At 71.4% G+C, this 26,348-nt stretch carries 20 protein-coding genes; 16 read left to right on the forward strand and 4 right to left on the reverse strand.

All coding sequences use genetic code 11. The annotated features are described in order from the left end of the window. Positions 1-12: 12 nt before the first annotated feature. Complete coding sequence (locus tag IE252_RS21695) at positions 13-1,044, reverse strand: adenosine deaminase (protein ID WP_190091081.1); 1,032 nt, start codon at positions 1,042-1,044, stop codon at positions 13-15. Positions 1,045-1,421: 377 nt separating this feature from the next. Between IE252_RS21695 and IE252_RS21700 the strand changes: the two genes are divergently transcribed. Further along, the gene (locus tag IE252_RS21700; RefSeq protein ID WP_373298588.1) at positions 1,422-1,886 is read left to right on the forward strand and encodes a DUF4190 domain-containing protein; all 465 of its coding nucleotides are present in this window, start codon (positions 1,422-1,424) and stop codon (positions 1,884-1,886) included. 278 nt (positions 1,887-2,164) lie between these two features. Here IE252_RS21700 and ybiA read toward each other — a convergent pair whose 3' ends face one another. Further along, the gene (gene ybiA / locus IE252_RS21705) at positions 2,165-2,713 is read right to left on the reverse strand and encodes a riboflavin biosynthesis intermediates N-glycosidase (protein ID WP_190091083.1); all 549 of its coding nucleotides are present in this window, start codon (positions 2,711-2,713) and stop codon (positions 2,165-2,167) included. A 181-nt stretch (positions 2,714-2,894) separates the two neighbouring features. Here ybiA and IE252_RS21710 point away from each other — a divergent pair, with 181 nt between their 5' ends. The 8 genes from IE252_RS21710 to IE252_RS21745 all read left to right on the forward strand — a co-directional run bounded on the left by IE252_RS21710 (position 2,895) and on the right by IE252_RS21745 (position 12,809). Next, positions 2,895-4,412, forward strand: coding sequence for a gamma-aminobutyraldehyde dehydrogenase (locus IE252_RS21710; RefSeq protein WP_190091130.1), 1,518 nt, complete (start codon positions 2,895-2,897; stop codon positions 4,410-4,412). An 80-nt stretch (positions 4,413-4,492) separates the two neighbouring features. Beyond that, positions 4,493-5,743, forward strand: a complete 1,251-nt coding sequence (locus tag IE252_RS21715; protein WP_190091084.1) for a polyamine ABC transporter substrate-binding protein — start codon at positions 4,493-4,495, stop codon at positions 5,741-5,743. Between the two features lie 55 nt (positions 5,744-5,798). After that, the gene (locus IE252_RS21720) at positions 5,799-6,953 is read left to right on the forward strand and encodes an ABC transporter ATP-binding protein (protein WP_190091085.1); all 1,155 of its coding nucleotides are present in this window, start codon (positions 5,799-5,801) and stop codon (positions 6,951-6,953) included. Next, complete coding sequence (locus IE252_RS21725; protein ID WP_190091086.1) at positions 6,950-7,870, forward strand: ABC transporter permease; 921 nt, start codon at positions 6,950-6,952, stop codon at positions 7,868-7,870. The genes IE252_RS21720 and IE252_RS21725 overlap by 4 nt, the downstream gene beginning before the upstream one ends. Continuing rightward, entirely contained in the window at positions 7,870-8,664 is a 795-nt protein-coding gene (locus IE252_RS21730; protein ID WP_190091087.1) for an ABC transporter permease, read from the forward strand. The genes IE252_RS21725 and IE252_RS21730 overlap by 1 nt, the downstream gene beginning before the upstream one ends. Before the next feature lie 55 nt (positions 8,665-8,719). Further along, positions 8,720-10,123 (forward strand): NAD(P)/FAD-dependent oxidoreductase, encoded by a 1,404-nt coding sequence (locus tag IE252_RS21735; protein WP_190091088.1) that lies wholly within the window; start codon positions 8,720-8,722, stop codon positions 10,121-10,123. 226 nt (positions 10,124-10,349) lie between these two features. Beyond that, positions 10,350-10,817, forward strand: coding sequence for a hypothetical protein (locus IE252_RS21740; protein ID WP_190091089.1), 468 nt, complete (start codon positions 10,350-10,352; stop codon positions 10,815-10,817). A gap of 243 nt (positions 10,818-11,060) precedes the next feature. Then, a complete protein-coding gene (locus IE252_RS21745; RefSeq protein ID WP_229848696.1) occupies positions 11,061-12,809 on the forward strand; it encodes a chitinase in 1,749 nt (582 codons plus the stop codon). Here the strand turns inward: IE252_RS21745 and IE252_RS21750 are convergent. Together IE252_RS21750 and gabT are read right to left on the reverse strand one after the other, a co-directional pair. Beyond that, positions 12,760-13,572, reverse strand: a complete 813-nt coding sequence (locus tag IE252_RS21750; RefSeq protein WP_190091091.1) for a phosphatase PAP2 family protein — start codon at positions 13,570-13,572, stop codon at positions 12,760-12,762. The genes IE252_RS21745 and IE252_RS21750 overlap by 50 nt on opposite strands. 103 nt (positions 13,573-13,675) lie before the next feature. Then, positions 13,676-15,010 carry a 4-aminobutyrate--2-oxoglutarate transaminase gene (gabT, locus tag IE252_RS21755; protein ID WP_190091092.1) on the reverse strand — a complete coding sequence of 445 codons (1,335 nt, stop codon included), beginning with the start codon at positions 15,008-15,010 and terminating at the stop codon, positions 13,676-13,678. Positions 15,011-15,373: 363 nt separating this feature from the next. Here gabT and IE252_RS21760 point away from each other — a divergent pair, with 363 nt between their 5' ends. From IE252_RS21760 to IE252_RS21790, 7 genes are all read left to right on the forward strand, one after another. Continuing rightward, positions 15,374-17,746, forward strand: a complete 2,373-nt coding sequence (locus IE252_RS21760) for an ATP/GTP-binding protein (RefSeq protein WP_190091093.1) — start codon at positions 15,374-15,376, stop codon at positions 17,744-17,746. 115 nt (positions 17,747-17,861) lie between these two features. Beyond that, positions 17,862-19,406: a PucR family transcriptional regulator gene (locus IE252_RS21765; protein WP_190091094.1), complete on the forward strand. Its 1,545-nt coding sequence runs from the start codon at positions 17,862-17,864 to the stop codon at positions 19,404-19,406. Between the two features lie 325 nt (positions 19,407-19,731). Continuing rightward, a complete protein-coding gene (locus tag IE252_RS21770) occupies positions 19,732-21,177 on the forward strand; it encodes an aldehyde dehydrogenase family protein (RefSeq protein ID WP_190091095.1) in 1,446 nt (481 codons plus the stop codon). A gap of 164 nt (positions 21,178-21,341) precedes the next feature. Beyond that, positions 21,342-23,267, forward strand: a complete 1,926-nt coding sequence (locus IE252_RS21775) for an acyl-CoA dehydrogenase family protein (protein ID WP_190091096.1) — start codon at positions 21,342-21,344, stop codon at positions 23,265-23,267. Between the two features lie 130 nt (positions 23,268-23,397). Continuing rightward, entirely contained in the window at positions 23,398-24,648 is a 1,251-nt protein-coding gene (gene dxr / locus IE252_RS21780) for a 1-deoxy-D-xylulose-5-phosphate reductoisomerase (protein ID WP_190091097.1), read from the forward strand. After that, entirely contained in the window at positions 24,645-25,943 is a 1,299-nt protein-coding gene (locus IE252_RS21785) for a M50 family metallopeptidase (protein ID WP_190091098.1), read from the forward strand. The genes dxr and IE252_RS21785 overlap by 4 nt, the downstream gene beginning before the upstream one ends. A 190-nt stretch (positions 25,944-26,133) precedes the next feature. Beyond that, positions 26,134-26,348: flavodoxin-dependent (E)-4-hydroxy-3-methylbut-2-enyl-diphosphate synthase (locus IE252_RS21790; protein ID WP_190091099.1), on the forward strand; the 215-nt coding region annotated here is incomplete at its 3' end.

The following is a 26,348-nucleotide window of genomic DNA, read 5'->3' on the forward strand; positions in this document are numbered from 1 at the left end:
TGTTGTCGCGCGTTACGGCGCCAGCCACTTCGTCGTGTAGTCGTCGATCTCGGCGGCGAGCTTCGTCTTGCCCGCCTTGTCGAGGAAGGACGCCTCGACGGCGTTCTTGGCAAGGTCGGCCACGCCGCGCTCGTCCAGCTCCAGGAGGCGGGCGGCGACCGCGTACTCGTTGTTGAGGTCGCTGCCGAACATCGGCGGGTCGTCGCTGTTGACGGTGACGAGCACGCCCGCCTGCACCATTTCCCTTATGGGGTGCTGGTCGATGTCGGCGACCACGCGGGTCGCCAGGTTGGAGGTCGGGCAGACCTCCAGAGCGATCCGGTGGTCGGCGAGGTGCTTGAGGAGGTCCTGGTCCTGGGTGGCACTGGTGCCGTGGCCGATGCGCTCGGCGCGCAGCTCGGTGAGGGCGTCCCAGATCGACTGCGGGCCGGTGGACTCGCCCGAGTGCGGCACCGAGTGCAGGCCCGCGGCGATGGCCTGGTCGAAGTACGGCTTGAACTGCGGGCGCGGTACGCCGATCTCCGGGCCGCCGAGGCCGAAGGAGACCAGGCCCTCGGGGCGGATGCCGTCGGCGGTGGCGAGCCGGGTCGTCTCGGCGGCCGCCTCCAGACCGGCCTCGCCCGGGATGTCGAAGCACCAGCGCAGCACCGTGCCGAGCTCCTTCTCGGCCGCCTTGCGGGCGTCCTCGATCGCGTCCATGAAGGCGCGCTCGTCGATGCCGCGGCGGGTGGAGGAGAAGGGGGTGATGGTCAGCTCGGCGTACCGGATGTTCTGCCGGGCCATGTCGCGGGCGACCTCGTACGTGAGAAGCCGCACATCTTCCGGGGTGCGGATCAGGTCGACGACCGAGAGGTAGACGTCGATGAAGTGCGCGAAGTCGGTGAACGTGAAGTAGTCCGCGAGGGCCTCGGGGTCGGTGGGGACCTTCGAGTCGGGGTGGCGGGCGGCCAGTTCGGCGACGATACGGGGGGAGGCCGAGCCGACGTGGTGCACATGGAGCTCTGCCTTGGGCAGGCCCGCGATGAACGGGTGCAGGTCGGTCATGGTTTCCTCCGCAGGCTCTGGGCTTCCCTCTTCGGGGATCATGTTAGGCCGGGCGGATCCCCCGGCATCCGCTGGATCCCGCCGCGGGCGGGAGCTTTAGCATGTCGGAACCACGATGGGGGAGGCCCATGTCAGACAACCGCGATCAGCCGTCCCAGGGTGCCGAGCCCGGGGACCCGTGGGCTCCGCCGGAGCGGAAGGTTCCGTTGGAGAAGCCGGGGGCGACGGGTCAGCCGGGTCAGCCCGTGCCGCCTGTGCATGACCAGCCGACCGTGACGTCGATGCCGGCGGCGGGGGAGCCCGGGCCCTCGGACGCGGCGGGTCCCGGTCCTGGTTCCGGTCCCGGTCCGGTGGGCGGCCCCGGGTGGGGTGGGCCCGTGCCGCCGCCTCCGACCGCGCCGGGCGGTCCCGGCCAGGCGGTCCCCGGTAGCTACGGCTACCCGGCCTACCCCGGCTATCCCGGTTACGGCTATGGGCACCCCGGGTGGACCGGTATGGGTGCCCCGCTCAACGGCTTCGGCACCACGGCGCTGGTGCTCGGCATCGTCTCCGTCGTGCTCTTCTGCATGTGGGGGCTCGGGGTCATCCTGGGGATCCTTGCGCTGATCTTCGGGTTCCTGGGGCGGGGGCGGGCTAAGCGGGGGCAGGCCACGAATGGGGGGCAGGCGCTGGCGGGGATCATCCTCGGGGCGGTCGGGATCGTGGTCAGCGGGGTGTTTCTCGGGCTGATGATCTGGGCGGTCACGAATGACGAGGACGGGGATGACTCGTCCAGGTACGACGACCCGTTCGCGACGTCGCTGGTCACCGGGGATGTCCACCCCACCCCGCCCCTTCCCTAAACCCTCCGGGGGTGGGTGGGGGTGAGGGTGGCGCTCCCGGGGGCTGCGCCCCCGGACCCCGTCGCGGGGCCTGTGGCCCCTGCACCCCGCTTCGGGGCTCCGCCCCGGGCACCCTGCGTTCGTCCGCGGGTCGTCCCCAACTGGTCGCGCAGTTCCCCGCGCCCCTTAGATGCCGCTCCGCGGCAATCCCCGGGGCGCCCCGAAGGGGCGCTCTTAGGGGCGCGGGGAACTGCGCGGGCAACCCACCACCCACCCGCAGACAAAGGCCGGGCCCACGCCTACGCGCCCCGCAGACCCTCCCGCGCCTCCATCAGCGCGAACCCCAGCAAGTTCTCGCCCCGCCACTTCGACGGATCCTCCGCCTCGGGGGCGTCGGCGGGCAGGCCTATGCCCCAGATGCGGTCCAGGGGGCTCGCCTCCACCAGGACCCTCGTGCCGGTGGACAGGAGGTAGGCCCTCAGGTCGGGGGACTGGCCGAACTTGTGGAGGCTGCCCGCCACCACGATCCCGTACCGCTCCCGCTTCCACACCGCCTCGTCGAAGCCCCGCACCAGCCGGCCCGCCTTCTTCGCCTCCGCCGGGGTCCTGGCCGCGAGCGCCGCACGCTCCGCCTCCGCGTCGCCGAACAGGCGCGCCTTGGCCGCCATCATCCAGTGCTCGGCCGTCGCGTACGCCACGCCGTCCACCTCGAACGGCGACGGCCACCACTGGCTGAAACAGCTCGGTCCGAGCGTCCCGTCCCGCCGGGGCGTGTGGCCCCAGAAGTGCAAGAACTTGACCCTTTCACCATCCTTGACCTGCGCGATCAAATTGTCGATCTTCTCCATACACGCGAGTCTGGCATCCGCCACTGACACTCCGTACGGGTATTTACGGCCTGACCCGACACATGGTCGACAGATTCCGTCGCGTAACCAAAAGGCAACAACGGAATCACTTGTTGGTCAGATGCCGCTCTGTCAGGATCGGCACTCAAATCGAGCTGGAGCTACGGAGACCGTGAGCGAGATGGGCAACAGCAACAGCAGTCGCTTCCCGGCGCAGGACCGTTTCGAAGGCGGCGCCCAGTACATCGGTGGGCGGTTCGTCCCCGGTACCTCCGGGCGTAAGCAGGACGTCGTCGACCCCGCGACGGGTGACGTCGTCTATACCTACGAGCTGGCGGGTTCCCCCGACGTGGATGCCGCCGTCGCCGCCGCCAAGGACGCCTTCCCCGCGTGGGCCGCCCTCACCCCGGCCGAGCGCTCCGACGCCCTGCACCGGTTCGCCGCCGTCCTCGCCGACCGCGCCGAGGAGTTCGCGCAGGCCGAGTCGCTCCAGTGCGGGAAGCCGATCAAGCTCAGCCGGGAGTTCGACGTCCCGGGGACCGTCGACAACACCGCGTTCTTCGCGGGGGCCGCCCGCCACCTCCAGGGGCAGTCCGCCGGGGAGTACTCGGGCGACCACACCTCGTACGTCCGCCGCGAGGCCATCGGTGTCGTCGGCTCCATCGCGCCCTGGAACTATCCGCTCCAGATGGCCGCCTGGAAGGTCCTCCCGGCCATCGCCGCCGGCAACACGATCGTCCTCAAGCCCGCCGAGATCACCCCGCTGACCTCGCTCCTCTTCGCCGAGGCCGCCACCGCCGCCGGGATTCCGGACGGGGTACTCAACATCGTCTCCGGCGCCGGGCGCGACGCCGGGGAGCACCTCGTCGGGCACCCCGACGTCGTCATGACCTCCTTCACCGGGTCCACCGCCGTCGGCAAGCGCGTCGCCGAGATCGCCACCGCCACCGTCAAGCGGACCCATCTGGAGCTCGGCGGCAAGGCGCCGTTCGTCGTCTTCGACGACGCCGACCTCGAAGCCGCCGTGCACGGCGCGGTCGCCGCCTCCCTCATCAACTCCGGCCAGGACTGCACCGCCGCCACGCGCGCGTACGTACAGCGGCCGCTCTACGACGCCTTCGTGGCGGGGGTCGCCGATCTGATGGCGACCGTCCGGGTCGGTGATCCCTTCGACCCCGCCACCGACATGGGCCCGCTGATCAGCCACGTCCACCGCGACCGCGTCGCAGGCTTCGTGGAGCGCGCCCGCTCGTACGCACGGATCGTCACCGGTGGCGCGGCCCCCGAGAACCAGGGCGCCTTCTACCTGCCCACCCTCGTCGCCGACGCGCCGCAGCACAGCGAGGTCGTCCAGTCCGAGATCTTCGGGCCCGTCCTCGCCGTCCTGCCCTTCGACTCCGACGACGAGGGCATCCGGCTCGCCAACGACACCCCGTACGGTCTCGCCGCCTCCGCCTGGAGCCGGGACGTCTACCGCGCGGGCCGCGCCACCCGGGAGATCAAGGCCGGGTGCGTCTGGGTCAACGACCACATTCCGATCATCAGCGAGATGCCGCACGGCGGCTACAAGGCGAGTGGCTACGGAAAGGACATGTCGGCCTACTCCTTCGAGGAGTACACGCAGGTCAAGCATGTGATGTACGACAATACGGCGGTCGCTGCGAAGGACTGGCACCGCACGATCTTCGGGGACCGATAAAGCATCCGATCAGCGGCGCCGCCGCGTGAGCGGCCGTCCGACCAGCGGCCGCCACCTCCACCCGAAAGGGCACACAGCGCATGGAGCAGTACGAGCCGGACCGCCTGTCCGGGGCCCAACTGGCCGCCATACAGCGCAGCCTGACCAGCGGCCGGGGCGCCCTGACCCGCCGCTCGCTGATGCGGGCCACGGGCTTCGGCGCGCTCACCGCCGGCGGCCTCGCCGCGCTCACCGGCTGCGGCATCCCCGCCGCCAAGAAGGCGGACGGCCAGGCCCCGGCGTCGACGGACCACTCGGCCAAGGAGAAGGTGCTCAACTTCTCCAACTGGACCGAGTACATGGACGTCAGCGACGACAAGAAGCACCGGCCGACGCTGGACGCCTTCACCAAGCGAACCGGCATCCAGGTCAAGTACACCGAGGACATCAACGACAACGTCGAGTTCTTCGGCAAGATCAAGCCGCAGCTCGCGGCCGGCCAGGACATCGGCCGCGACCTCATCGTCGTCACCGACTGGCTCGCCGGGCGGCTCATCCGGTTCGGCTGGGCGCAGAAGCTCAACGCCTCGAACCTGCCGCACGCCTTCGCCAACCTGTCGGCGCCGTTCCGCACCCCCGACTGGGACCCGGGCCGCGCCTACTCGTACCCCTGGACCGGCATCCCGGCCGTCATCGCCTACAACTCCAAGGCGACCGGCGGCCGGAGGGTCGACTCGGTCACCCAGCTGCTCGACGACCCCACCCTCAAGGGGCGCGTCGGCTTCCTCACCGAGATGCGCGACACCGTCGGGATGACCCTGCTCGACATGGGCAAGGACCCGGCGAAGTTCACCGACGCCGACTACGACGCGGCGATCGGACGGCTCCAGAAGGGCGTCGACAAGAAGCAGATCCGGCGCTTCACCGGCAACGACTACACGGGCGACCTGGACAAGGGCGACCTCGCCGCGTGCGTCGCCTGGGGCGGTGACGTCACCCAGCTCCAGTCCGACAACCCGGACATCAAGTACGCGATCCCGGCCGCCGGCTACATGCTCTCCAGCGACAACCTGCTGATCCCCGCGAAGGCCCGGCACCAGGCCAACGCCGAGCGGCTGATCGACTACTACTACGAGCCGGCGGTCGCGGCCCAGCTCGCCGCGTACATCAACTACGTGTGCCCGGTCGACGGCGTACGTGACGAACTGAGCAAGATCGACCCGAAGCTGGCCGAGAACGCGCTGATCCTCCCCGACAAGGCCATGGCCGCCAAGGCGCACTCCTTCCGCTCGCTCAGCAGCGAGGAGGAGACCAAGTACGAGGAGAAGTTCGCCAAGCTCATCGGCGCCTGACCACCCCCCCAAGACCCCCTCCCCTCGTCCCTCTCCACCCCTGGGATCGCAACCCATGACTGACGACAAGAACGACGGCGGCGACGTCCGCCTCACCGGGATCAGCAAGACGTACGGCTCCTTCACCGCCGTCCATCCGCTCGAACTGACCGTCCCGCAGGGCTCGTTCTTCGCCCTGCTCGGCGCCTCCGGGTGCGGCAAGACCACCACCCTGCGCATGATCGCCGGACTGGAGGAGCCCACCACCGGGACCGTCTTCCTCGGCGACAAGGACGTCACCGACCTGCCGCCCTACAAGCGTCCGGTGAACACCGTCTTCCAGTCGTACGCGCTCTTCCCGCACCTGGACGTCTCCGAGAACGTCGCCTTCGGGCTGCGCCGCCGGGGCATCAAGTCGGTGAAGAAGCAGGTCGACGACATGCTGGAGCTCGTCCAGCTCGGCGACTTCGCCAAGCGCAAGCCGCACCAGCTCTCCGGCGGCCAGCAGCAGCGCGTGGCGGTCGCCCGCGCGCTCATCAACCACCCGCAGGTGCTGCTCCTCGACGAGCCGCTCGGCGCCCTCGACCTCAAGCTGCGCCGCCAGATGCAGCTGGAGCTCAAGCGCATCCAGACCGAGGTCGGCATCACCTTCATCCACGTCACCCACGACCAGGAGGAGGCCATGACCATGGCCGACACGGTCGCGGTGATGAACGGCGGCCGCGTCGAGCAGCTCGGCGCCCCCGCCGACCTCTACGAGAACCCGAGGACCACGTTCGTGGCGAACTTCCTCGGCACCTCCAACCTCATCGAGGCGGAGGTCGTCGAGAAGAGCGGCGAGGACCTCGTCGTCACGGCGGGCGGGGCCAAGCTGAAGCTGCCCGGCGGGCGATGTTCGGCCCCCGACACCAGCGGCGGGAAGATCCTCGTGGGCGTGCGCCCGGAGAAGATCTCGCTCGCCCACAAGGACGACGAGGGCTCGATAGCGGCGGGCCGCAACCGGGTCCCCGGACGGATCGTCGACTCCTCGTTCATCGGCGTCTCCACCCAGTACGTCATCGACTCCCCGGCAGGTCAGGGGCTTTCGGTGTACGAGCAGAACATCGAGCGCGACACCCGTCTGGTGCCCGGCGCCGAGGTCGTCCTGCACTGGAACCCGGCGCACACCTTCGGGCTCGACGCGGCGCAGGCGATCGACGCGGGCGTGGAGAAGGTCGAGGACGCCGCGTGAGCGCCCTGACCGAGGCGCCCCCGGCCGCCGACCTCCCCGTACGCAAGGCGTCGGTGCGCAAGCGGCTGGTGCCCTACTGGCTGCTGGTGCCCGGCCTCCTCTGGCTGGTCGTCTTCTTCGCGCTGCCGATGGTCTACCAGGCCTCCACCTCGGTGCAGACCGGCTCCCTGGAGAAGGGCTTCCAGGTCACCTGGCACTTCCAGACCTACTGGGACGCCTTCAAGGAGTACTACCCGCAGTTCGTGCGCTCGCTGCTGTACGCGGGGACCGCGACGCTGCTCTGCCTGCTGCTCGGCTATCCGCTGGCGTATCTGATCGCCTTCAAGGCGGGGCGCTGGCGCAATGTGATCCTGGTGCTGGTCATCGCGCCGTTCTTCACCAGCTTCCTGATCCGCACGCTCGCCTGGAAGACGATCCTCGCGGACGGCGGACCGGTGGTGCACGCGCTCAACTCGCTGCACGTGCTGGACGTGACGAGCTGGCTGGGCTTCACCGAGGGCGACCGCGTACTGGCCACGCCGATGGCGGTGGTCTGCGGCCTCACGTACAACTTCCTGCCGTTCATGATCCTGCCGCTGTACACGTCCCTGGAGCGGATCGACCCGCGGCTGCACGAGGCCGCCGGTGACCTGTACGCGACCCCGGCGACCACGTTCCGCAAGGTGACCTTCCCGCTCTCCATGCCGGGCGTCGTCTCGGGCACGCTGCTCACCTTCATCCCGGCGAGCGGCGACTACGTCAACGCCGAACTGCTCGGCTCCACCGACCAGAAGATGGTCGGCAACGTGATCCAGTCGCAGTTCCTGCGGGTCCTCGACTATCCGACGGCCGCCGCCCTCTCCTTCATCCTGATGGCGATCGTGCTGGTCATGGTCACCGTCTACATCCGCCGAGCCGGGACGGAGGACCTGGTCTGATGCGCTGGCTCCGACGCAATGTGATCGTCATCGCGGGGCTCGCGACCCTCGCGTACCTGATCCTGCCGAACGTCGTCGTGATGGTGTTCTCGTTCAACAAGCCGAACGGGCGCTTCAACTACTCCTGGCAGCGGTTCTCCACCGACGCCTGGAAGGACCCGTGCGGCGTCGCCGACATGTGCGGCTCGCTCTCGCTCTCGCTCCAGATCGCCACCTGGGCGACGCTCGGCGCGACCGTGCTCGGCACGATGATCGCCTTCGCGCTGGTGCGCTACCGGTTCCGGGCGCGCGGCGCGATCAACTCGCTGATCTTCCTGCCGATGGCGATGCCCGAGGTCGTCATGGCCGCCTCGCTGCTGACGCTCTTCCTCAACCTGGGCGCGCAGCTCGGCTTCTGGACCATCCTCATCGCCCACATCATGTTCTGCCTCAGCTTCGTGGTGACGGCGGTCAAGGCGCGCGTGATGTCGATGGACCCGAGGCTGGAGGAGGCCGCGCGCGATCTGTACGCGGGACCGGTCCAGACCTTCGTCCGGGTCACCCTGCCGATCGCCGCCCCCGGAATCGTCGCGGGCGCGCTGCTCGCCTTCGCGCTCTCCTTCGACGACTTCATCATCACCAACTTCAACGCGGGCTCCACCGTGACGTTCCCCATGTTCGTCTGGGGATCCGCACAGCGGGGCACGCCCGTTCAGATCAATGTCATCGGTACGGCCATGTTCGTCATCGCCGTAGTGGTGGTCGTCGCCGGCCAGCTCGTCGCGAACCGGCGCAGCAACAGCGCGAAAGCCTGAGCAATAACTGCCGAACCCTTCGAGGGAGTTGGAAATCATGGCCGTAACCCGAGCCATGAGCAGTGCAGCAGCCCATTCACTGACGGACGCCCAGCCCGTCCCCTTCTGGCTGGAGGACCCGGGCAGGCCCGGTGCCCACCCCGCCCTCGCGGGCGACGAGCGGTGCGACCTGCTCGTCGTCGGCGGCGGCTACAGCGGACTGTGGACCGCGCTCCTGGCCAAGGAGCGCGAGCCCGGCCGAGACGTCGTGCTCATCGAGGGCAAGGAGATCGGCTGGGCGGCCTCGGGCCGCAACGGCGGCTTCTGCGCCGCCTCCCTCACCCACGGCCTGGGCAACGGCCTGGCCCGCTGGCCGGACGAGATGCCCCGCCTGGAGAAGCTGGGCGCGGCCAACCTCGACGCCATCGAGGCGGCCGTCGCCCGCTACTCCCTGGACTGCGACTTCGAGCGCACCGGCGAGATCGACGTGGCCACCGAGCCGCACCAGCTCGACGAACTGCACGAGATGCACGAGGAGGCGGTGGGGCTCGGCTTCGAGGGCCTCGAACTGCTCGACGGGGAGGCGATGCGGGCCGAGGTCGACTCGCCGACCTTCCTCGGCGGCCTCTGGGACCGGCGCGGCGTGGCGATGCTCCACCCCGCCAAGCTCGCCTGGGGCCTCAAGCGGGCCTGTCTGGAACTGGGCGTACGGATCTACGAGCACACCCCCGGCCTCGACCTGGTCTCGGCCGGTCCGGGCATGGTGGTGCGTACGCCGTACGGGCGGATCCGCGCCCGCCGGGTCGCGCTCGGCACCAATGTGTTCCCGTCCCTGGTCAAGCGCGTGCGCGCGTACACCGTCCCGGTCTACGACTACGCGCTGATGACCGAGCCGCTGAGCCCGGCGCAACTGGCCGCGATCGGCTGGAAGAACCGGCAGGGCCTCGGCGACTCGGCCAACCAGTTCCACTACTTCCGGATCACCGCCGACCACCGCATCCTGTGGGGCGGCTACGACGCGATCTACAAGTACGGCGGGAAGGTACGGGCCGAGTACGACGACCGGCCCGCCACCTACCTCAAGCTGGCCGAGCACTTCTTCCGCTGCTTCCCGCAGCTGGAGGGGCTGCGTTTCAGCCACGCCTGGGGCGGGGCGATCGACACCTGCTCGCGCTTCTCGGCGTTCTTCGGCACGGCCCACGGCGGCAAGGTCGCGTACGCCGCCGGGTACACCGGCCTGGGCGTCGGCGCGACCCGCTTCGGCGCGGACGTGATGCTCGACCTGCTGGCGGGGGAGCGCACCGAGCGCACGGACCTGGAAATGGTCCGCAAGAAGCCCCTCCCGTTCCCCCCGGAGCCGGTCGCCTGGGCGGGCATCGGCATCACGAAGTGGGCGCTGGCGAGAGCGGACGCGAACGGGGGCCGCCGCAACTTGTGGCTGAAGGCGATGGATCGGGCGGGCTTGGGCTTCGACAGCTGACGGTTCATCAATGAGGTGTGACGGGTGGCGGTTCGGGGAATCGGCCACCCGTCACCTTTTCAACTAGATCGTTACGCGCCGGTGCCGCGCCGGGGGGCGCACAACCGGTGATCTTGGTGTGAGCCGGTTCACTACCGTTAAGTAGCGAAACCCGCGTCATAGCCGGGCCCGACCCCGCTCTCTCCACGTGAACGCAAGTCCGCGCTCACGGAAGGAAGACCGGGTGATGAATGGCTCGGGCCCGAAGACAGCGGTGGAATGGCTGGCGTCGGTGGCGCCGGATCCAGACGCCTGCCGGTGGGAGTGGGAGCGCAACCCCCTCGGGGTCGCCCTCCTGCCCGCCGGCAGGCGCTGGGACGTACTGATCCTGCCCGGCGAACTGGGGCACCCCGCGCTCGACGTCCTGCTCCGGCTGGTCGACCGGCCGGGCCCCGTCCTCGCCGACTTCGGCGACGCCCGGCTGGGGTTCTTCGTACCCCCGGGCACGGCCGCGCGCTGGCTCGGCACCGGGGTGCGCGGTGCCGGACAGGGCACCTGGATCGTGGTCCCCTACCCGGGCCGGGTCAGCGGCGGGGTGCGCTGGCTGGTGCCGCCCGACGGCTCCGGCACCCTCACCGACCCCGCGCTCCTCGAACTCGCCATGCACGAGGCGGCGGCGCAGATCGCGCGGGAGGAGCGGGAGGGACGGGACTGAGCGAGGTACTGCCAGAGGTCTTGACAACCCGATTGGTCTGGACCACATTGTGGCGGGCTCGGCCTCATCCCCGCCATCCCGGATCCGATCCCCCCATGCCCGGAGGACGTTGTGGACCGCACCGGACGCCTCGCCAGTCTCACCAGACCTGTCAGATCCGTCAGTCCTGCCAGTCTCACCAGATCGGCCAGACCTCCCAGGCTTCTCGCCGCCGTCACGGCGGCCGTCCTCGCCGCGGGCGCCCTGGTCGCCTCCGCGCAGACCGCCCGCGCCGCCGACACCGAACTCGCCCGCAACGGCGGCTTCGAGGCCGCGCTGGACGGCTGGAGCTGTACGGCGGGCAGCGGCACGGTGGTCGCCTCGCCCGTGCACGGCGGCACCAAGGCCCTCAAGGCCACCCCGGCCGGGAGCGACAACGCCCAGTGCTCCCAGACCGTCCAGGTCAAGCCCGACTCCACGTACACGCTCAGCTCGTGGGTGCAGGGCAGTTACGTCTATCTGGGCGCCTCCGGCACCGGTACCACCGACGTCAGCACCTGGACCCAATCCGCCCCGTCCTGGCAGCAGTTGACCACCACCTTCAAGACCGGCGCGAACACCACCTCGGTCACGATCTTCACGCACGGCTGGTACGGCACCGGCGCCTACTACGCCGACGACGTGAGCCTGCTGGGCCCCGGCGGCGGGCCCGTCCAGCTCCCGGCCGCCCCCACCGGCCTCACCGCGGGCTCCGCGACCTCCTCCAGCATCGCCCTGAGCTGGGCCGCCGTCCCCGGCGCCACCGGCTACAACGTCTACCAGGGCGGCTCCAAGGTCCTCTCGGCGAGCGGGACTTCGGCCACCGTGACGGGCCTGGCCGCGTCCACCGCGTACACCTTCCAGGTCACCGCCACCAACACGGCCGGTGAGTCCGCGAAGTCCGCCGCCGTCACCGCCTCCACCACCAGCGGCGGGGGAGGCAACCCGGGCGGCGGTCTGCCGACGCACGCGCTCGTCGGCTATCTGCACGCCAGCTTCGCCAACGGCTCCGGCTACACCCGGATGGCCGACGTCCCCGACTCCTGGGACGTCATCGACCTGGCCTTCGGCGAGCCGACCTCGGTCACCTCCGGCGACATCCGGTTCACCCTCTGCCCGGTGAGCGAGTGCCCCGGCGTCGAGTCCGCCGCCGACTTCAAGGCCGCCATCAAGACCAAGCAGGCCGCGGGCAAGAAGGTCCTGATCTCCATCGGCGGCCAGAACGGCCAGGTCCAGCTCAGCACCACGGCCGCCCGCGACACCTTCGTCGCGTCCGTCTCGAAGATCATCGACGAGTACGGACTCGACGGCCTCGACGTCGACTTCGAGGGCCACTCGCTCTCGCTGAACACCGGCGACACGGACTTCCGCAACCCGACCACCCCGGTCGTCGTGAACCTCATATCGGCGCTGAAGACGCTGAAGGCCAAGTACGGATCGAAGTTCGTGCTGTCGATGGCCCCGGAGACGTTCTTCGTGCAGCTCGGATACCAGTACTACGGGTCGGGGCCCTGGGGCGGGCAGGACCCGCGCTGCGGTGCCTATCTGCCGGTCATCCACGCCCTGCGCGACGATCTGACCCTGCTGCACGTCCAGGACTACAACTCGGGCTCGATCATGGGCCTGGACAACCAGTACCACTCGATGGGCGGCGCGGACTTCCACATCGCCATGACCGACATGCTGCTCACCGGCTTCCCGGTGGCAGGGGACACCAGCAAGATGTTCCCGGCACTGCGTCCCGACCAGGTCGCCATCGGCCTGCCGGCGTCCACCAACGCGGGCAACGGCTACACGGCCCCCGCCGAGGTCACCAAGGCGCTGGACTGCCTCACCAAGAAGGCCAACTGCGGCTCGTACCAGACCCACGGGAGCTGGCCGGGGCTGCGCGGTCTGATGACCTGGTCCGTCAACTGGGACCGGTTCAACGGCGGCGAGTTCTCGAAGAACTTCGACGCATACCCGTGGAGCTGAGCAGCAGGAGCATCCCGCACAGGCAGCCGCTCGCCAGCACGTCCAGGGGCCAGTGGTAGCCGTGCAGCACCAGACCGGTGCCCGTCGCCGCGGTGAGCACGCCCGCGGCGGCGGGCATCACCCATGCCCGGCGCGGGGCGGTGTACCGGGCGAGCAGCAGGGCGGCGCCGCCGTACGCCACCATCGCGGTGGCCGTGTGGCCGGACGGGTAGTAGCCGGTGTCGGTGGTGAGCGGGCCCGCGCGGTCGGTCCAGATCTTCAGCGGCACGACCAGCGCCGGGACCAGCGCCATCGTGGCGGCCGCGATCAGCGCGTCCATGCGGGCGCCGCGCCACACCGCGTACCCGAGGGCGAGTGCGAGCAGCGGCAGGGCCACGGGCATCGAACCGAGGTCGGCGAGCGCCTGGGCCACGCCCTGCGGGCCCCGGCCCGCGAGGTGGCCGCCGACGCGTTCGTCCAGTCGGCGCAGCGGGCCGTCGGCCACGACCTGCCAGGTGAAAAGCGCGAAGAAGACCGCGAGGGCGGCGAAGGCGGTGAGGAGGAAAGCCGACCGCCCCGGAACAGGGGGGGAGGTTCCGGGGCGGTCGCCTTGACCGGTGTGCCGTTCGCCCCGGGGGGTGTGGGGCGGACGGCCATCCGATCGGTGAGGAGTTCCGGAGCCAGAGGCACCGGCGGTGTGCGCCAGGGCACGCCCAGAACGAGGCTGAGGATGCGCCGCCCTGGAGCCGCCCGCAGTCTCCTGCGGGCGAGGTGTTTCTCTCATCTGCAGAAACCGTACGGCAGTGGGAGGGGGACCGACAGCCGGATCCCCATCCCGCCATCGGCCCCCCACACGTTCTTCACAGGCCGGACCCCCGGCCCGATGATCAGAGCGTGCCGAAGGCCTGCTCGATGATGTCGAGGCCCTCGTTCAGCAGGTCCTCGCCGATGACCAGCGGCGGAAGGAAGCGCAGCACGTTGCCGTAGGTGCCACAGGTCAGGACCAGCAGGCCCTCCGCGTGGCAGGCCTTGGCGAGCGCGCCGGCGGCGGCCGCGTTCGGCTCCTTGGTGGCGCGGTCCTGGACCAGCTCGATGGCGATCATGGCGCCGCGGCCGCGGATGTCGCCGATGATGTCGAACTTCTCGGCCATGGCGGCGAGGCGGCCCTTCATGACCTCCTCGATGCGCTTGGCCTTGCCGTTGAGGTCGAGCTCCTTCATGGTCTCGATCGCACCGAGGGCGCCGGCGCAGGCCACCGGGTTGCCGCCGTAGGTGCCGCCGAGGCCGCCCGCGTGCGCGGCGTCCATGATCTCGGCGCGGCCGGTCACGGCGGAGAGCGGCAGACCGCCCGCGATGCCCTTGGCGGTGGTGATCAGGTCCGGGACGATGCCCTCGTCCTCGCAGGCGAACCACTGGCCGGTGCGGCAGAAGCCGGACTGGATCTCGTCGGCGACGAAGACGATCCCGTTGTCCTTGGCGAACTGCGCGATCGCGGGCAGGAAGCCCTTGGCGGGCTCGATGAAGCCGCCCTCGCCGAGGACCGGCTCGATGATGATCGCGGCGACGTTGTCGGCGCCGATCTGCTTGTTGATCATGTCGATGGCCTGGGCGGACGCCTCGGCACCGGCGTTGTCCTGACCGGTCGGCCAGCGGTAGCCGTAGGCGACCGGGACGCGGTAGACCTCGGGCGCGAACGGGCCGAAGCCGTTCTTGTACGGCATGTTCTTGGCGGTCAGCGCCATCGTCAGGTTGGTACGGCCGTGGTAGCCGTGGTCGAAGACGACGACGGCCTGGCGCTTGGTGTACGCACGGGCGATCTTGACGGCGTTCTCGACGGCCTCGGCGCCGGAGTTGAACAGCGCGGACTTCTTGGCGTGGTCGCCCGGGGTCAGCTCGGCGAGGGCCTCGGCGACCTCGACGTAGCCCTCGTACGGCGTGACCATGAAACAGGTGTGGGTGAAGTCCGCGAGCTGCGCGGAGGCGCGGCGCACGACGGCCTCGGCGGAGGCGCCGACCGAGGTCACGGCGATGCCGGAACCGAAGTCGATCAGACGGTTGCCGTCGACGTCCTCGATGATGCCGCCGCCCGCGCGCGCGGTGAAGACGGGCAGGGTGGAGCCCACGCCGGCGGCGACCGCGGCGACGCGGCGGGCCTGCAGCTCCTGCGACTTGGGGCCGGGGATCGCGGTGACGATGCGGCGCTCCTGCGGGATCGCGGTCATGAGGGCTCCTGGGTGATCTGCGTCTTCGGACGCGGGGGTTTTGGACGCTTCCTTGGCTTTCTTCGCAGGCTAGGGCCCGGCGCGGGGTGCGGGCATGCGCCGTTCGGGAGTGGTGGGGGTGTGTCGTTGTCCGTCGCGGACATAGCAACGCGGGATGTCTGGTCGGTCGGGTGCGGCTCGTCTGTGGCTGGTCGCGCAGTTCCCCGCGCCCCTCAAATGCCGCTGCGCGGCAATCCGCCACCGGCCCGCGGACAAAGACCGGGCTCAAACAGCCGCCACGCTACGCCCCGTAGTTCCGTCGTTCCGTTTAGATTGGCCGCTGGACTCGGTTACGGACCTGGCTGGTCAGGGGGCAAAGGGTCGATGGACACCGAAGGCACGCACGACGCACGGGGTACCGAGGCGCGGCCGGTGCCGCGCCCTGCCGCGCCGCCGCCCGTCCCGGCGCCGCCTCCCGCCTTCCCGCCGCAGCCCGCCCGGCCCCCCGGGCGCCCGCCGCTGGGCGAGTGGCTGCGGACCCCGCGCGCGGCCGCCGAGCCGGGCCTGTGGCGGTACGGGCACCGGCCGCGCCCCACCGACGCCGTCCACCGGGTGCCGGACCGGGCGCTGCTCAGCGGCGCGGTCATCGCGCTGCTCGCGGCCGTCCTGGTGTGGTCGCTGTGGCGCAACGGATACGTGCCGCACCGGATGGTGCCGCTCGAACTGTTCACCCCGTCCGACTGGTGGGGGTTCCACCGCAGGCCCCCCGCCGCGCTGACCGCGCTCGCCGCCTACAACAGCCTGGTCGCGGTCGCGGTCATCTACGTCTTCGGCCACTTCGGCAACTGGCGCGAGGTCTTCCGGCGGTACGCGGTGGATCACCCGCAGCCCGCGCGCGCGGTGCGCACCGCGCTGGTGGCGGTCGCCCTGGCCTGGTTCGTGATCTGGGCCGACGACTGGCTGCCGTTCTACTCGCTGGCCTTCGGCGTGGTGCCGCACTCGTGGATCTTCAGCGACGACCCGGTGGCCACCAAGGACGCCACCGACACGGTGACCACCGTCTACCACGTAGTGGTAGTGGTGGCCGCGCTGTGGGTCTGTGGCCGGGCGGGCGACTGGCTCGGGCTCTTCCGCGAGCGCACCGGCCGCCCGGGCGTCCGGACGCCCGCCCCCGCCGGAGCCCCCGCCGACCGCAGCCCCGCCGACTGGCCCCAGCTGCGCGAGGCCGGGCAGCACGCGGCCGCCGACCGGCTGGCCGCCGACGCGGAGAGCGGCCGCATGAACGACGTGGACTGCGCCCGCATCCGCCGCGCCTGGACGTCGGTGGTCGCCGACCCGGCCCGGCTCCCCGCGTTCACGGACGCGGTGCTGCGCGACGGGGCCCGCGCCTGTCTGCACCCCTCCGGCGACCGCGACCTGCCCGCCCGCGCCGCCACCCACGACCTGCTCACCTCCCAGGTGCGGCTCGGCCGGTTCGTGGACCTGGACAACAACCCGCCCGCCCGCCGGGGCGCGGGCGCCGCCGTCGACCCGGCGGCGCTCGGCACCTCGCTGCTCGCCCTCGGCCCCTCCGGCGCGGGCAAGACCCGCCGTCTGGTGCGGCCCGTGGTGGAGTCGCTGGCGCTCCAGGCGCTGGCCGGGCAGGCCGCCGTGGTCGCCGTCGGCGCCGCGGGCACACCGCTGGGCGCGGACGAGGCGTACGACGTGATCGTGCGGCCCGGCGACCCGGCGTCCGAGTACGACCTGGACCTCTACGGCGGCACCGTCGACCCCGACGAGGCCGCCGCCCTGCTCGCGGAGGCCTGCGCCGGGGACCTGCCCGACGCCGACGTCCGGCGGGCCGCGACCGCGCTCGCCCAGCTCCTCGGGCCCTACCGGGCCGCGTACGGGCGCTTCCCCTCGGTGCCCCGGCTGCGCGAGCTGCTCGACGGCTCGGGCGACGCGCTGGACGAGCTCCGCGCCGACCTCGACCGCGAGGCGCACCCCGCGCTCCACCGCGAACTGGACGCGCGCGTCCGGCAGACAGGCATCCCCGGCGACCCGGGCCTGGACCTCGCGGACCGCCTCGCCTGTCTGGACCGGCCCGCCTTCGCCGCCTTCTTCGACACCACCGGCCACAGCCGCCCGTTCTCGCTGCGCGCCCTGGAACACCCCGTACGGGTGAGGGTCGACCTGCCCGAGCGGGCGCACCCGGAGGCGGCGCGGCTCCTCAACCGGCTGCTGCTGGCCCAGTTCACGACGAACGCGGTGGCCCGCCACGACCGCTCGCTCTTCGCCTGCCTGGTCCTGGACGACGCCACGCACGCGGTGACCGCGGGCTCCGTACGGGCCCTGCAACGGCTGCGGCAGGCCAACGCCGGGGTGGTGCTCACCCTGCGCGCGCTGGGCGACGTACCCGAACGGCTGCACACCTCGCTGCTCGCGGCGGTCGGCTGCCACATGGCGTTCTGCGGGGTCACCACCTGGGACGGACAGCTCCTGGCGCAGCTGTGGGGCACCGAGTGGATCGAGACCACGGAGGTCGCCAAGCACGCGGTCTTCGCCGACCAGCCGCTGACCCGGGCGCTGCACGCGTTGCGCAAGCTCGCCACGGGCAAGCCGGTGACCCGGGACGCGGTCACCGTGCGCAAGGTGGAGCGGGAGCGCTGGTCCGCCTCCCAGCTCGCCCACCAGGTGCCCGCCGGGCACGCGGTGCTCTCGCTCACCGACGTCGGGGGCGAGCACGCGCCGCCGCTCCTGGTGGACCTGCGGGGCTGAGCCGAGGGGGTCGCGGCGGGCGCCGTGACCCCGCCGTCCTGGCAGAATCGAGGTGCGCCCTCATACGGGACGGCGCATTCCCCCTCGTACCCCTCGAAGGTCGTCGAAGCCCCCCATGCCGCCCACCCTCGCCTCCCTCGTCCAGCACTCGGCGCTGAAGCTCACCGTGCGCGCGGGCGAGGACCGGCTGGACACGCCGGTGCGCTGGGCGCACGTCAGCGAGCTCGCCGACCCCGTCCCCTACATGGAGGGCGGCGAGCTCCTCCTCATCACCGCGATGAAGCTGGACGCCGAGGACCCCCAGACCATGCGGCGCTATGTGCGCAGGCTCTCCGGCGCCGGGGTCGTCGGGCTCGGCTTCGCGGTCGGCGTCACCTACGACACGGTGCCGGACGCGCTGCTCGACGCGGCCCGCGAGGAGGACTTCCCCCTTCTCGAGGTGCCGCGCCGCACCCCGTTCCTGGCGATCTCCAAGGCCGTCTCGGCGGCCATCGCGGCCGACCAGTACCGCGCGGTCACCGCGGGCTTCGAGGCCCAGCGCGAGCTGACCCGGGCCGCGCTCGCGGGCCCCGGCGAGCTGCTCGCCCGGCTCGCGGCGCACGTGGACGGCTGGGCGGCGCTGTACGACACGGCGGGCGCGGTGGTCGCGGTGCAGCCGGAGTGGGCGGGGCGCCGGGCGGCCCGGCTCACCGCCGACGTGGCCCGCCTGCGCGACCGGGCCGCCCCGGCCAGCGCGGTGGTCGGCGGCTCCGACGACCGCTCGGACGACCGCGTCGAGCTCCAGTCGCTCGGCACCGGGCGGCGGGTGCGCGGGGCGCTCGCGGTCGGCACGGGGGCGCCGCTGGGCACGGCCGAGCGGTACGCGGTGCACTCCGCGGTCGCGCTGCTGACCCTGACCACCGAGCGGTCGCGGGCCCTGCAACTGGCCGAGCAGCGCCTCGGCGCGGCGGTGCTCGGCATGCTGCTGTCCGGGCAGCAGGACCACGCCCGGGCGGTGGCGGGCGATCTGTACGGCGGGCTGCTGGACGCCCCGTTCCGGCTCGCCATCGCGGAGAAGGAGGGGGAGTCGGCCGACCTCGGGGTGCTCGCCGAGGCGATGGAGTCGGCGGCGGCGCGCTCCGGTGAGGCGGTCCTGGTGGTCCCCGAGGGCGACCGGCTCGTGGTCCTCGCGGCCGACGGCGGCGACGCGGTGGCCGCGTGCGTCTCCTTCGAGCCGGAGGAGGGCGCCGAGCTGGTCATCGGCCTGTCCGCCCCGGCCGGGCCGATCGCGGCGGCGTCCGCGTACAAGCAGGCCGAGCAGGCACTCGCGGTGGCCCGGCGCCGGGGCCGGCCGCTGGTCGAGCACGAGGAGCTGGTGGCGGGTTCGCTGGTGCCGCTGCTCGCGGACGACGCGGTACGGGCGTTCGCGGACGGGATGCTGCGGGCGCTGTACGAGCACGACGCGACCGGGCGGGGCGATCTCGTCGCCTCGCTGCGGGCGTGGCTGTCGCGGCATGGGCAGTGGGACGCGGCGGCGGCGGACCTGGGGGTGCACCGGCACACGCTCCGGTACCGGATGCGCCGCGTGGAGGAGATCCTGGGCCGCTCCCTGGACGACCCGGACGTCCGAATGGAGCTGTGGCTGGCGCTGAAGGCGACGGGCACGCGCGGCGAGGGCTAGGTCGTTCGGCTGCGGACCGTGGTGGGTTGCTCGCGCAGTTCCCCGCGCCCCTGGAAGCGCCCCTGCGGGGCGCCCAGGGGATTGCCGCGGAGCGGCATCTTCAGGGGCGCGGGGAACTGCGCGATCAGCCCACCACCGGGCCGCAGATGAACGCAGCCCCCGGCCGCCCGCCAGAGGGCTTTCGGGAAGGGGCGGGGAGGGGCCATCCAAACCGGCGTGCCCGCGGTCCCCACCACTCCACCCCGGACAAACGCCGACTTGGCCGGACCGGCCTACGGTGGGAGGGACAGTAGACCCACTACCTCGGAAGGGCCGGGATTCGATCATGACTTCCACCCACGCCTTCTGGCTCGCCGGCCGCCAGGCCACCGGTGAGGACAGCTTCGACGTCACCTCCCCCTGGGACGGCCGGCTGGTCGGCAAGGTGAGCGTTCCGACCGAGGCCCAGGTCGAGGAGGCCGTCGCCGCCGCCCACGCCGTGGTCGACGAGTTCGCCGCGACCCCCGCGCACGTCCGCGCCGCGGCCCTCGACCACGTCTCCAAGCGCCTCGCCGAGCGCACCGAGGAGATCGCCCAGCTCATCTCCGCCGAGAACGGCAAGCCCATCAAGTGGGCCCGCGGCGAGGTCGGCCGCGCCGTGTCCGTCTTCCGGTTCGCGGCCGAGGAAGCCCGCCGGTTCAACGGCGGCGAGGCCCAGCGCCTGGACACCGACGGCGGCGGCGTGGGCCGCCTCGCCCTGACCCGCCGCTTCCCCAAGGGCGTCGTCCTCGGCATCGCGCCGTTCAACTTCCCGCTGAACCTGTGCGCCCACAAGGTCGCCCCGGCCATCGCCGTCGGCGCGCCGATCATCCTCAAGCCGGCCCCGGCCACCCCGCTCTCGGGCCTCATCCTCGGCGAGCTGCTCGCCGAGACCGAGCTCCCGACCGGCTCCTGGAGCATCCTGCCGGTCGCCAACGACAAGATGCCGGCCCTGGTGCAGGACGACCGCCTCCCGGTCATCTCCTTCACCGGCTCCGACAAGGTCGGCTACGCGATCATGGACTCGGTGCCGCGCAAGCACTGCACCCTGGAGCTCGGCGGCAACGGCGCGGCCGTGGTCCTCGCCGACTTCGCCTCCGAGGCGGACCTGGACTGGGCGGCGACCCGTATCGCCACCTTCTCCAACTACCAGGGCGGCCAGTCCTGCATCTCCGTGCAGCGCGTGATCGCCGACGCCGCCGTCTACGACCGGCTGCTGCCGAAGGTCGTCGCGGCCGTCGAGGCCCAGGTCACCGGTGACCCGTCCGACGCCGCCACCGACGTCGGCCCGCTGGTCAGCGAGGACGCCGCCAAGCGCGTCGAGTCCTGGGTCGACGAGGCCGTCCAGGCCGGTGCCAAGCTGCTCGTCGGCGGCAAGCGCGACGGCGCCGCCTACGCCCCGACCGTCCTCACCGAGGTCCCGGCCGACACCACCCTCGCCTGCGAGGAGGTCTTCGGACCGGTCCTCACCGTGCAGAAGGTGGACGGCGAGGAGGAGGCCTTCGCGGCCGTCAACTCCTCCAAGTACGGCCTCCAGGCGGGCGTCTTCACGCACGACCTGCAGACCGCCTTCCGCGCCCACCGCGCCCTGGAGGTCGGCGGCGTGATCGTCGGCGACGTCCCCTCGTACCGCGCGGACCAGATGCCGTACGGCGGCGCCAAGGCCTCCGGCGTCGGCCGCGAGGGCGTCCGCTACGCGATGGACGACTACACGTACGAGCGCGTGCTCGTCCTGACGGGCCTCGCCCTCTAGGACGTACGTACGGAGACGGCCGGAGCCCACCAGCGGGCTCCGGCCGTTTCGCGTCCCAGGGGTGGTCGGGCCGCCCGGAATCGGGTACATACGGACGAGTAGCACTGTCCGGTAACGGGTGCGTGCGCGCGCCCCGACCACCTCGCGGCGAGGAGTACCCCTCAATGACCGCACCACACGGCACACCGAAGGTCTCCGAGCGCGAAGCGCGCCGGGTCGCCGAAGCCGCGCGCGAGCAGGACTGGCGCAAGCCGAGCTTCGCGAAGGAACTCTTCCTCGGGCGCTTCCGGCTCGACCTCATCCATCCGCACCCGCTGCCCGCCACCGAGGACGTGGAGCGCGGCGAGGCGTTCCTCGCCAAACTGCGGGACTTCTGCGAGACGAAGATCGACGGCGCCCTCATCGAGCGCGAGTCGCGGATCCCCGACGAGGTGATCAACGGGCTCAAGGAGCTCGGCGCCCTCGGGATGAAGATCGACACCAAGTACGGCGGCCTCGGCCTCACCCAGGTGTACTACAACAAGGCGCTCGCGCTGGCCGGTTCCGCCAGCCCCGCGATCGGCGCGCTGCTCTCGGCGCACCAGTCGATCGGCGTACCGCAGCCGCTGAAGCTCTTCGGCACCCAGGAGCAGCGGGACACCTTCCTGCCGCGCTGCGCCCGTACCGACATCTCCGCCTTCCTGCTCACCGAGCCCGACGTCGGCTCCGACCCGGCCCGGCTCGCCACCTCGGCGGTCCCGGACGGCGACGACGCCTACGTGCTCGACGGGGTGAAGCTGTGGACCACCAACGGCGTCGTGGCGGACCTGCTGGTCGTCATGGCCCGGGTGCCGAAGTCCGAGGGGCACAAGGGCGGCATCACCGCGTTCGTCGTCGAGGCCGACTCGCCCGGCGTCACCGTGGAGAACCGCAACGCCTTCATGGGCCTGCGCGGCATCGAGAACGGCGTGACCCGCTTCCACCAGGTCCGCGTCCCCGCCGCGCACCGGATCGGCCCCGAGGGCGCCGGCCTGAAGATCGCCCTGACCACGCTCAACACCGGCCGCCTCTCGCTGCCCGCGATGTGCGTCGGCGCCGGCAAGTGGTGTCTGAAGATCGCCCGCGAGTGGTCGGCGGCGCGCGAGCAGTGGGGCAAGCCGATCGCACAGCACGAGGCGGTGGGCAGCAAGATCTCGTTCATCGCGGCCACCACCTTCGCCCTGGAGGCGGTGCTCGACCTGTCCTCGCAGATGGCCGACGAGGACCGCAACGACATCCGCATCGAGGCCGCGCTCGCCAAGCTGTACGGCTCCGAGATGGCCTGGCTGATGGCCGACGAGCTGGTCCAGATCCGCGGCGGACGCGGCTTCGAGACCGCCGACTCGCTGGCCGCCCGCGGCGAGCGGGCCGTACCGGCCGAGCAGATCCTGCGCGATCTGCGCATCAACCGGATCTTCGAGGGCTCCACCGAGATCATGCACCTGCTGATCGCCCGGGAGGCCGTCGACGCCCATCTCTCCGTCGCCGGGGACTTGATCGACCCCGACAAGAAGCTGCCCGACAAGGCCAAGGCGGGCGCCAACGCCGCCGCCTTCTACGCCCGCTGGCTGCCCAAACTCCTCTCCGGACCGGGCCAACTGCCCAACTCCTACAGCGAGTTCGGCGACCTCGCGCAGCACGTCCGGTACGTCGAGCGGTCCGCCCGCAAGCTGGCGCGCTCCACGTTCTACGCGATGTCGCGCTGGCAGGGCCGGATGGAGACCAAGCAGGGCTTCCTCGGCCGGATCGTCGACATCGGCGCAGAACTGTTCGCGATGAGCGCCGCGTGCGTACGGGCGGAGCTGCTGCGTACCACCGGCGACCACGGCCGCGAGGCGCACCAGCTGGCCGACGTCTTCTGCCGCCAGGCCCGGATCCGGGTGGACGAGCTCTTCGAGCGGCTGTGGGCCAACACCGACGACCTGGACCGCAAGGTCGTCACCGGCGTCCTGGCCGGGGCGTACACCTGGCTGGAGGAGGGCGTCGTCGACCCGTCGGGCGAGGGCCCGTGGATCGCGGACGCGACCCCCGGACCGGCGAAGCGGGACAACGTCCACCGCCCGATCCGCTGAATCCGCAGGGCAGTTGGGACACCGAGGGGCCCCGCTCCCCGGTGTCCCGGCGGCCCCCGGACCGCGCCGCGCGGCCCCGGCACGGGGGAGTGCTTACCCGGCGCACAGCCGATGCGGCAAGAATGGGGGCATGAGCGACAGCCCAGCCCCCCTCGCCGACCCGCACATCGCCTTCGACCCCGCCGAAGGCCGCCGGGACATCGTCGTCCTCGGCTCCACCGGGTCCATCGGCACCCAGGCCATCGACCTGGTGCTGCGCAACCCCGACCGGTTCCGCGTCACCGCGCTCGCCGCGTCGGGCGGACGGGTCGCGCTCCTGGCCGAGCAGGCGCGCCGGCTGCGGGTCCGCACGGTCGCGGTCGCCAAGCCGGACGCGGTGCCCGCGCTGCGCGAGGCGCTGAAGGAGCAGTACGGCGCCGAGCCGCTCCCCGAGATCCTCGCGGGACCCGACGCGGCCACCGAGCTCGCCGCCTCCGACTGCCACACCGTCCTGAACGGCATCACCGGCTCCATCGGCCTCGCGCCGACCCTGGCCGCCCTGAAGGCGGGCCGCACCCTGGCGCTCGCCAACAAGGAGTCGCTGATCGTCGGCGGCCCGCTGGTGAAGGCGCTCGCTAAGCCCGGCCAGATCATCCCGGTCGACTCCGAGCACGCCGCCCTCTTCCAGTCCCTGGCCGCCGGCACCCGCGCCGACATCCGCAAGCTGGTCGTCACCGCCTCCGGCGGCCCCTTCCGCGGCCGTACGCGCGCGGAGCTCGCCGACGTGACCCCGCAGGACGCCCTCGCGCACCCCACCTGGGCCATGGGCCCGGTGATCACCGTCAACTCGGCCACCCTGGTCAACAAGGGCCTCGAAGTCATCGAGGCGCACCTGCTGTACGACATCCCCTTCGACCGGATCGAGGTCGTCGTCCACCCGCAGTCGTACGTCCACTCCATGGTCGAGTTCACCGACGGCTCCACGCTCTGCCAGGCCACCCCGCCCGACATGCGCGGCCCGATCGCCATCGGCATCGGCTGGCCCGAGCGGGTGCCCGACGCGGCCCCGGCCTTCGACTGGACCAAGGCGTCGAGCTGGGAGTTCTTCCCCCTCGACACCGAGGCCTTCCCCTCGGTCGGACTCGCCCGGCACGTCGGGGAGCTGGGGGATACGGCTCCGGCGGTGTTCAATGCCGCGAACGAGGAGTGCGTGGACGCTTTCCTCGCGGGACGGCTGCCTTTCAACGGAATCATGGATACGGTCACAGAGGTCGTCGCCGAGCACGGCACCCCCGGCGAGGGAACTTCCCTCACGGTCTCGGACGTCCTGGAAGCGGAGACCTGGGCACGGGCCCGGGCCCGTGAACTCGCGGTGAAGGCGACAGCGGAGGCGCGCGCATGACGATTCTGATGACGGTCCTCGGCATAGTCGTCTTCGTGGTCGGCCTCCTCGTCTCGATCGCGTGGCACGAGCTGGGCCACCTCTCCACGGCCAAGATGTTCGGCATCCGGGTGCCGCAGTACATGGTCGGCTTCGGCCCGACCATCTGGTCGCGGAAGAAGGGCGACACCGAGTACGGCATCAAGGCGGTCCCGCTCGGCGGCTACATCCGCATGATCGGCATGTTCCCGCCCGGCGAGGACGGGCGGATCACCGCGCGCTCCACCTCGCCCTGGCGCGGCATGATCGAGGACGCCCGCTCGGCGGCCTTCGAGGAGCTCCAGCCAGGCGACGAGACGCGCCTCTTCTACACGCGCAAGCCGTGGAAGCGCGTGATCGTGATGTTCGCCGGGCCGTTCATGAACCTGATCCTCGCCGTGGCGATCTTCTTCGGCGTGATGATGACGTTCGGCGTCAACACCCAGACCACCCAGGTGGGCAAGGTCTCCGACTGCGTGATCTCGCAGAAGGAGCAGCGCGACACCTGCAAGGCCTCCGACCCGGTCGCCCCGGCCAAGCAGGCCGGGCTGAAGGCCGGTGACAAGATCGTCGCGTTCAACGGCGAGAAGGTCGGCGACTGGTCGGCGCTGCAGAAGCACATCCGCGACACCATCGGCCCCGCCACGATCACGGTCCAGCGCGACGGCAAGCCGCTCGACCTGCACGCCAGCCTGATCAAGAACGACGTGGCGAAGATCGACGGCTCCGGCAACTACACCTCCGGCACCACCTCGGCGGGCTTCCTCGGCTTCAGCCCCGCCACCGGCATCGTCCAGCAGTCCTTCGGCGAGTCCGTGGACCGCATGGGCGACATGATGCGCTCCGGGGTGAAGTCGCTGGTCGCGATCCCCTCCAAGGTCCCGGACCTGTGGAACGCGGCGTTCAACGGCGAGGAGCGCAAGGCCGACTCGCCGATGGGCGTCGTCGGCGCGGCCCGGGTCGGCGGCGAGGTGTTCACCCTGGACATCCCGCCGGAGAACCAGATCGCGATGATGCTGTTCCTGGTAGCGGGGTTCAACCTCTCCCTGTTCCTCTTCAACATGCTGCCGCTGCTGCCGCTGGACGGCGGGCACATCGCCGGCGCCCTGTGGGAGTCGCTGCGCCGCACGGTCGCCCGCGTCTTCAAGCGCCCCGACCCGGGCCCGTTCGACGTGGCGAAGCTGATGCCGGTGGCGTACGTGGTCGCGGGCATCTTCATCTGCTTCACGCTGCTCGTGCTGGTGGCGGACGTGGTGAACCCGGTGAAGATCTCTTAACGGGCGGTACGTGTCGTACGCGTGTAGGGGGCGGGCCGGGCGCATGGAGTGCCCGGCCCGCCCCTTCGCGTGAACTCTTGGGGCGCGATGTGCTCGGGCGCCCCGGGGTGACGTAACCTCGAAGGCTGGAGCCCGCTGATCTCGGGACCTTGATCCTCACCTTGATCCACACCTTGGGGTTGCACAGCAGATGACTGCGATTTCACTGGGAATGCCGTCCGTACCGACCAGGCTGGCCGAGCGTCGCAAGAGCCGTCAGATCCAGGTCGGGTCCGTCGCGGTCGGCGGGGACGCTCCTGTCTCGGTGCAGTCGATGACGACGACGCGTACGTCGGACATCGGCGCGACGCTTCAGCAGATCGCGGAGCTGACGGCGTCGGGCTGTCAGATCGTGCGGGTGGCGTG

The organism is Streptomyces melanogenes (genome assembly GCF_014649795.1).
GTDB classification, from domain to species: Bacteria; Actinomycetota; Actinomycetes; order Streptomycetales; family Streptomycetaceae; genus Streptomyces; species Streptomyces noboritoensis.

What these genes read in the sequence shown, in the direction of transcription:
- IE252_RS21695 (WP_190091081.1), bottom strand. Translation starts at nt 1,044, where the DNA reads ATGACCGACCTGCACCCGTTCATCGCGGGCCTGCCCAAGGCAGAGCTC.
- ybiA (WP_190091083.1), bottom strand. Translation starts at nt 2,713, where the DNA reads ATGGAGAAGATCGACAATTTGATCGCGCAGGTCAAGGATGGTGAAAGG.
- IE252_RS21710 (WP_190091130.1), top strand. Translation starts at nt 2,895, where the DNA reads ATGGGCAACAGCAACAGCAGTCGCTTCCCGGCGCAGGACCGTTTCGAA.
- IE252_RS21715 (WP_190091084.1), top strand. Translation starts at nt 4,493, where the DNA reads ATGGAGCAGTACGAGCCGGACCGCCTGTCCGGGGCCCAACTGGCCGCC.
- IE252_RS21720 (WP_190091085.1), top strand. Translation starts at nt 5,799, where the DNA reads ATGACTGACGACAAGAACGACGGCGGCGACGTCCGCCTCACCGGGATC.
- IE252_RS21730 (WP_190091087.1), top strand. Translation starts at nt 7,870, where the DNA reads ATGCGCTGGCTCCGACGCAATGTGATCGTCATCGCGGGGCTCGCGACC.
- IE252_RS21735 (WP_190091088.1), top strand. Translation starts at nt 8,720, where the DNA reads ATGAGCAGTGCAGCAGCCCATTCACTGACGGACGCCCAGCCCGTCCCC.
- IE252_RS21740 (WP_190091089.1), top strand. Translation starts at nt 10,350, where the DNA reads ATGAATGGCTCGGGCCCGAAGACAGCGGTGGAATGGCTGGCGTCGGTG.
- IE252_RS21750 (WP_190091091.1), bottom strand. Translation starts at nt 13,572, where the DNA reads ATGAGAGAAACACCTCGCCCGCAGGAGACTGCGGGCGGCTCCAGGGCG.
- gabT (WP_190091092.1), bottom strand. Translation starts at nt 15,010, where the DNA reads ATGACCGCGATCCCGCAGGAGCGCCGCATCGTCACCGCGATCCCCGGC.
- IE252_RS21760 (WP_190091093.1), top strand. Translation starts at nt 15,374, where the DNA reads ATGGACACCGAAGGCACGCACGACGCACGGGGTACCGAGGCGCGGCCG.
- IE252_RS21765 (WP_190091094.1), top strand. Translation starts at nt 17,862, where the DNA reads ATGCCGCCCACCCTCGCCTCCCTCGTCCAGCACTCGGCGCTGAAGCTC.
- IE252_RS21770 (WP_190091095.1), top strand. Translation starts at nt 19,732, where the DNA reads ATGACTTCCACCCACGCCTTCTGGCTCGCCGGCCGCCAGGCCACCGGT.
- IE252_RS21775 (WP_190091096.1), top strand. Translation starts at nt 21,342, where the DNA reads ATGACCGCACCACACGGCACACCGAAGGTCTCCGAGCGCGAAGCGCGC.
- dxr (WP_190091097.1), top strand. Translation starts at nt 23,398, where the DNA reads ATGAGCGACAGCCCAGCCCCCCTCGCCGACCCGCACATCGCCTTCGAC.
- IE252_RS21785 (WP_190091098.1), top strand. Translation starts at nt 24,645, where the DNA reads ATGACGATTCTGATGACGGTCCTCGGCATAGTCGTCTTCGTGGTCGGC.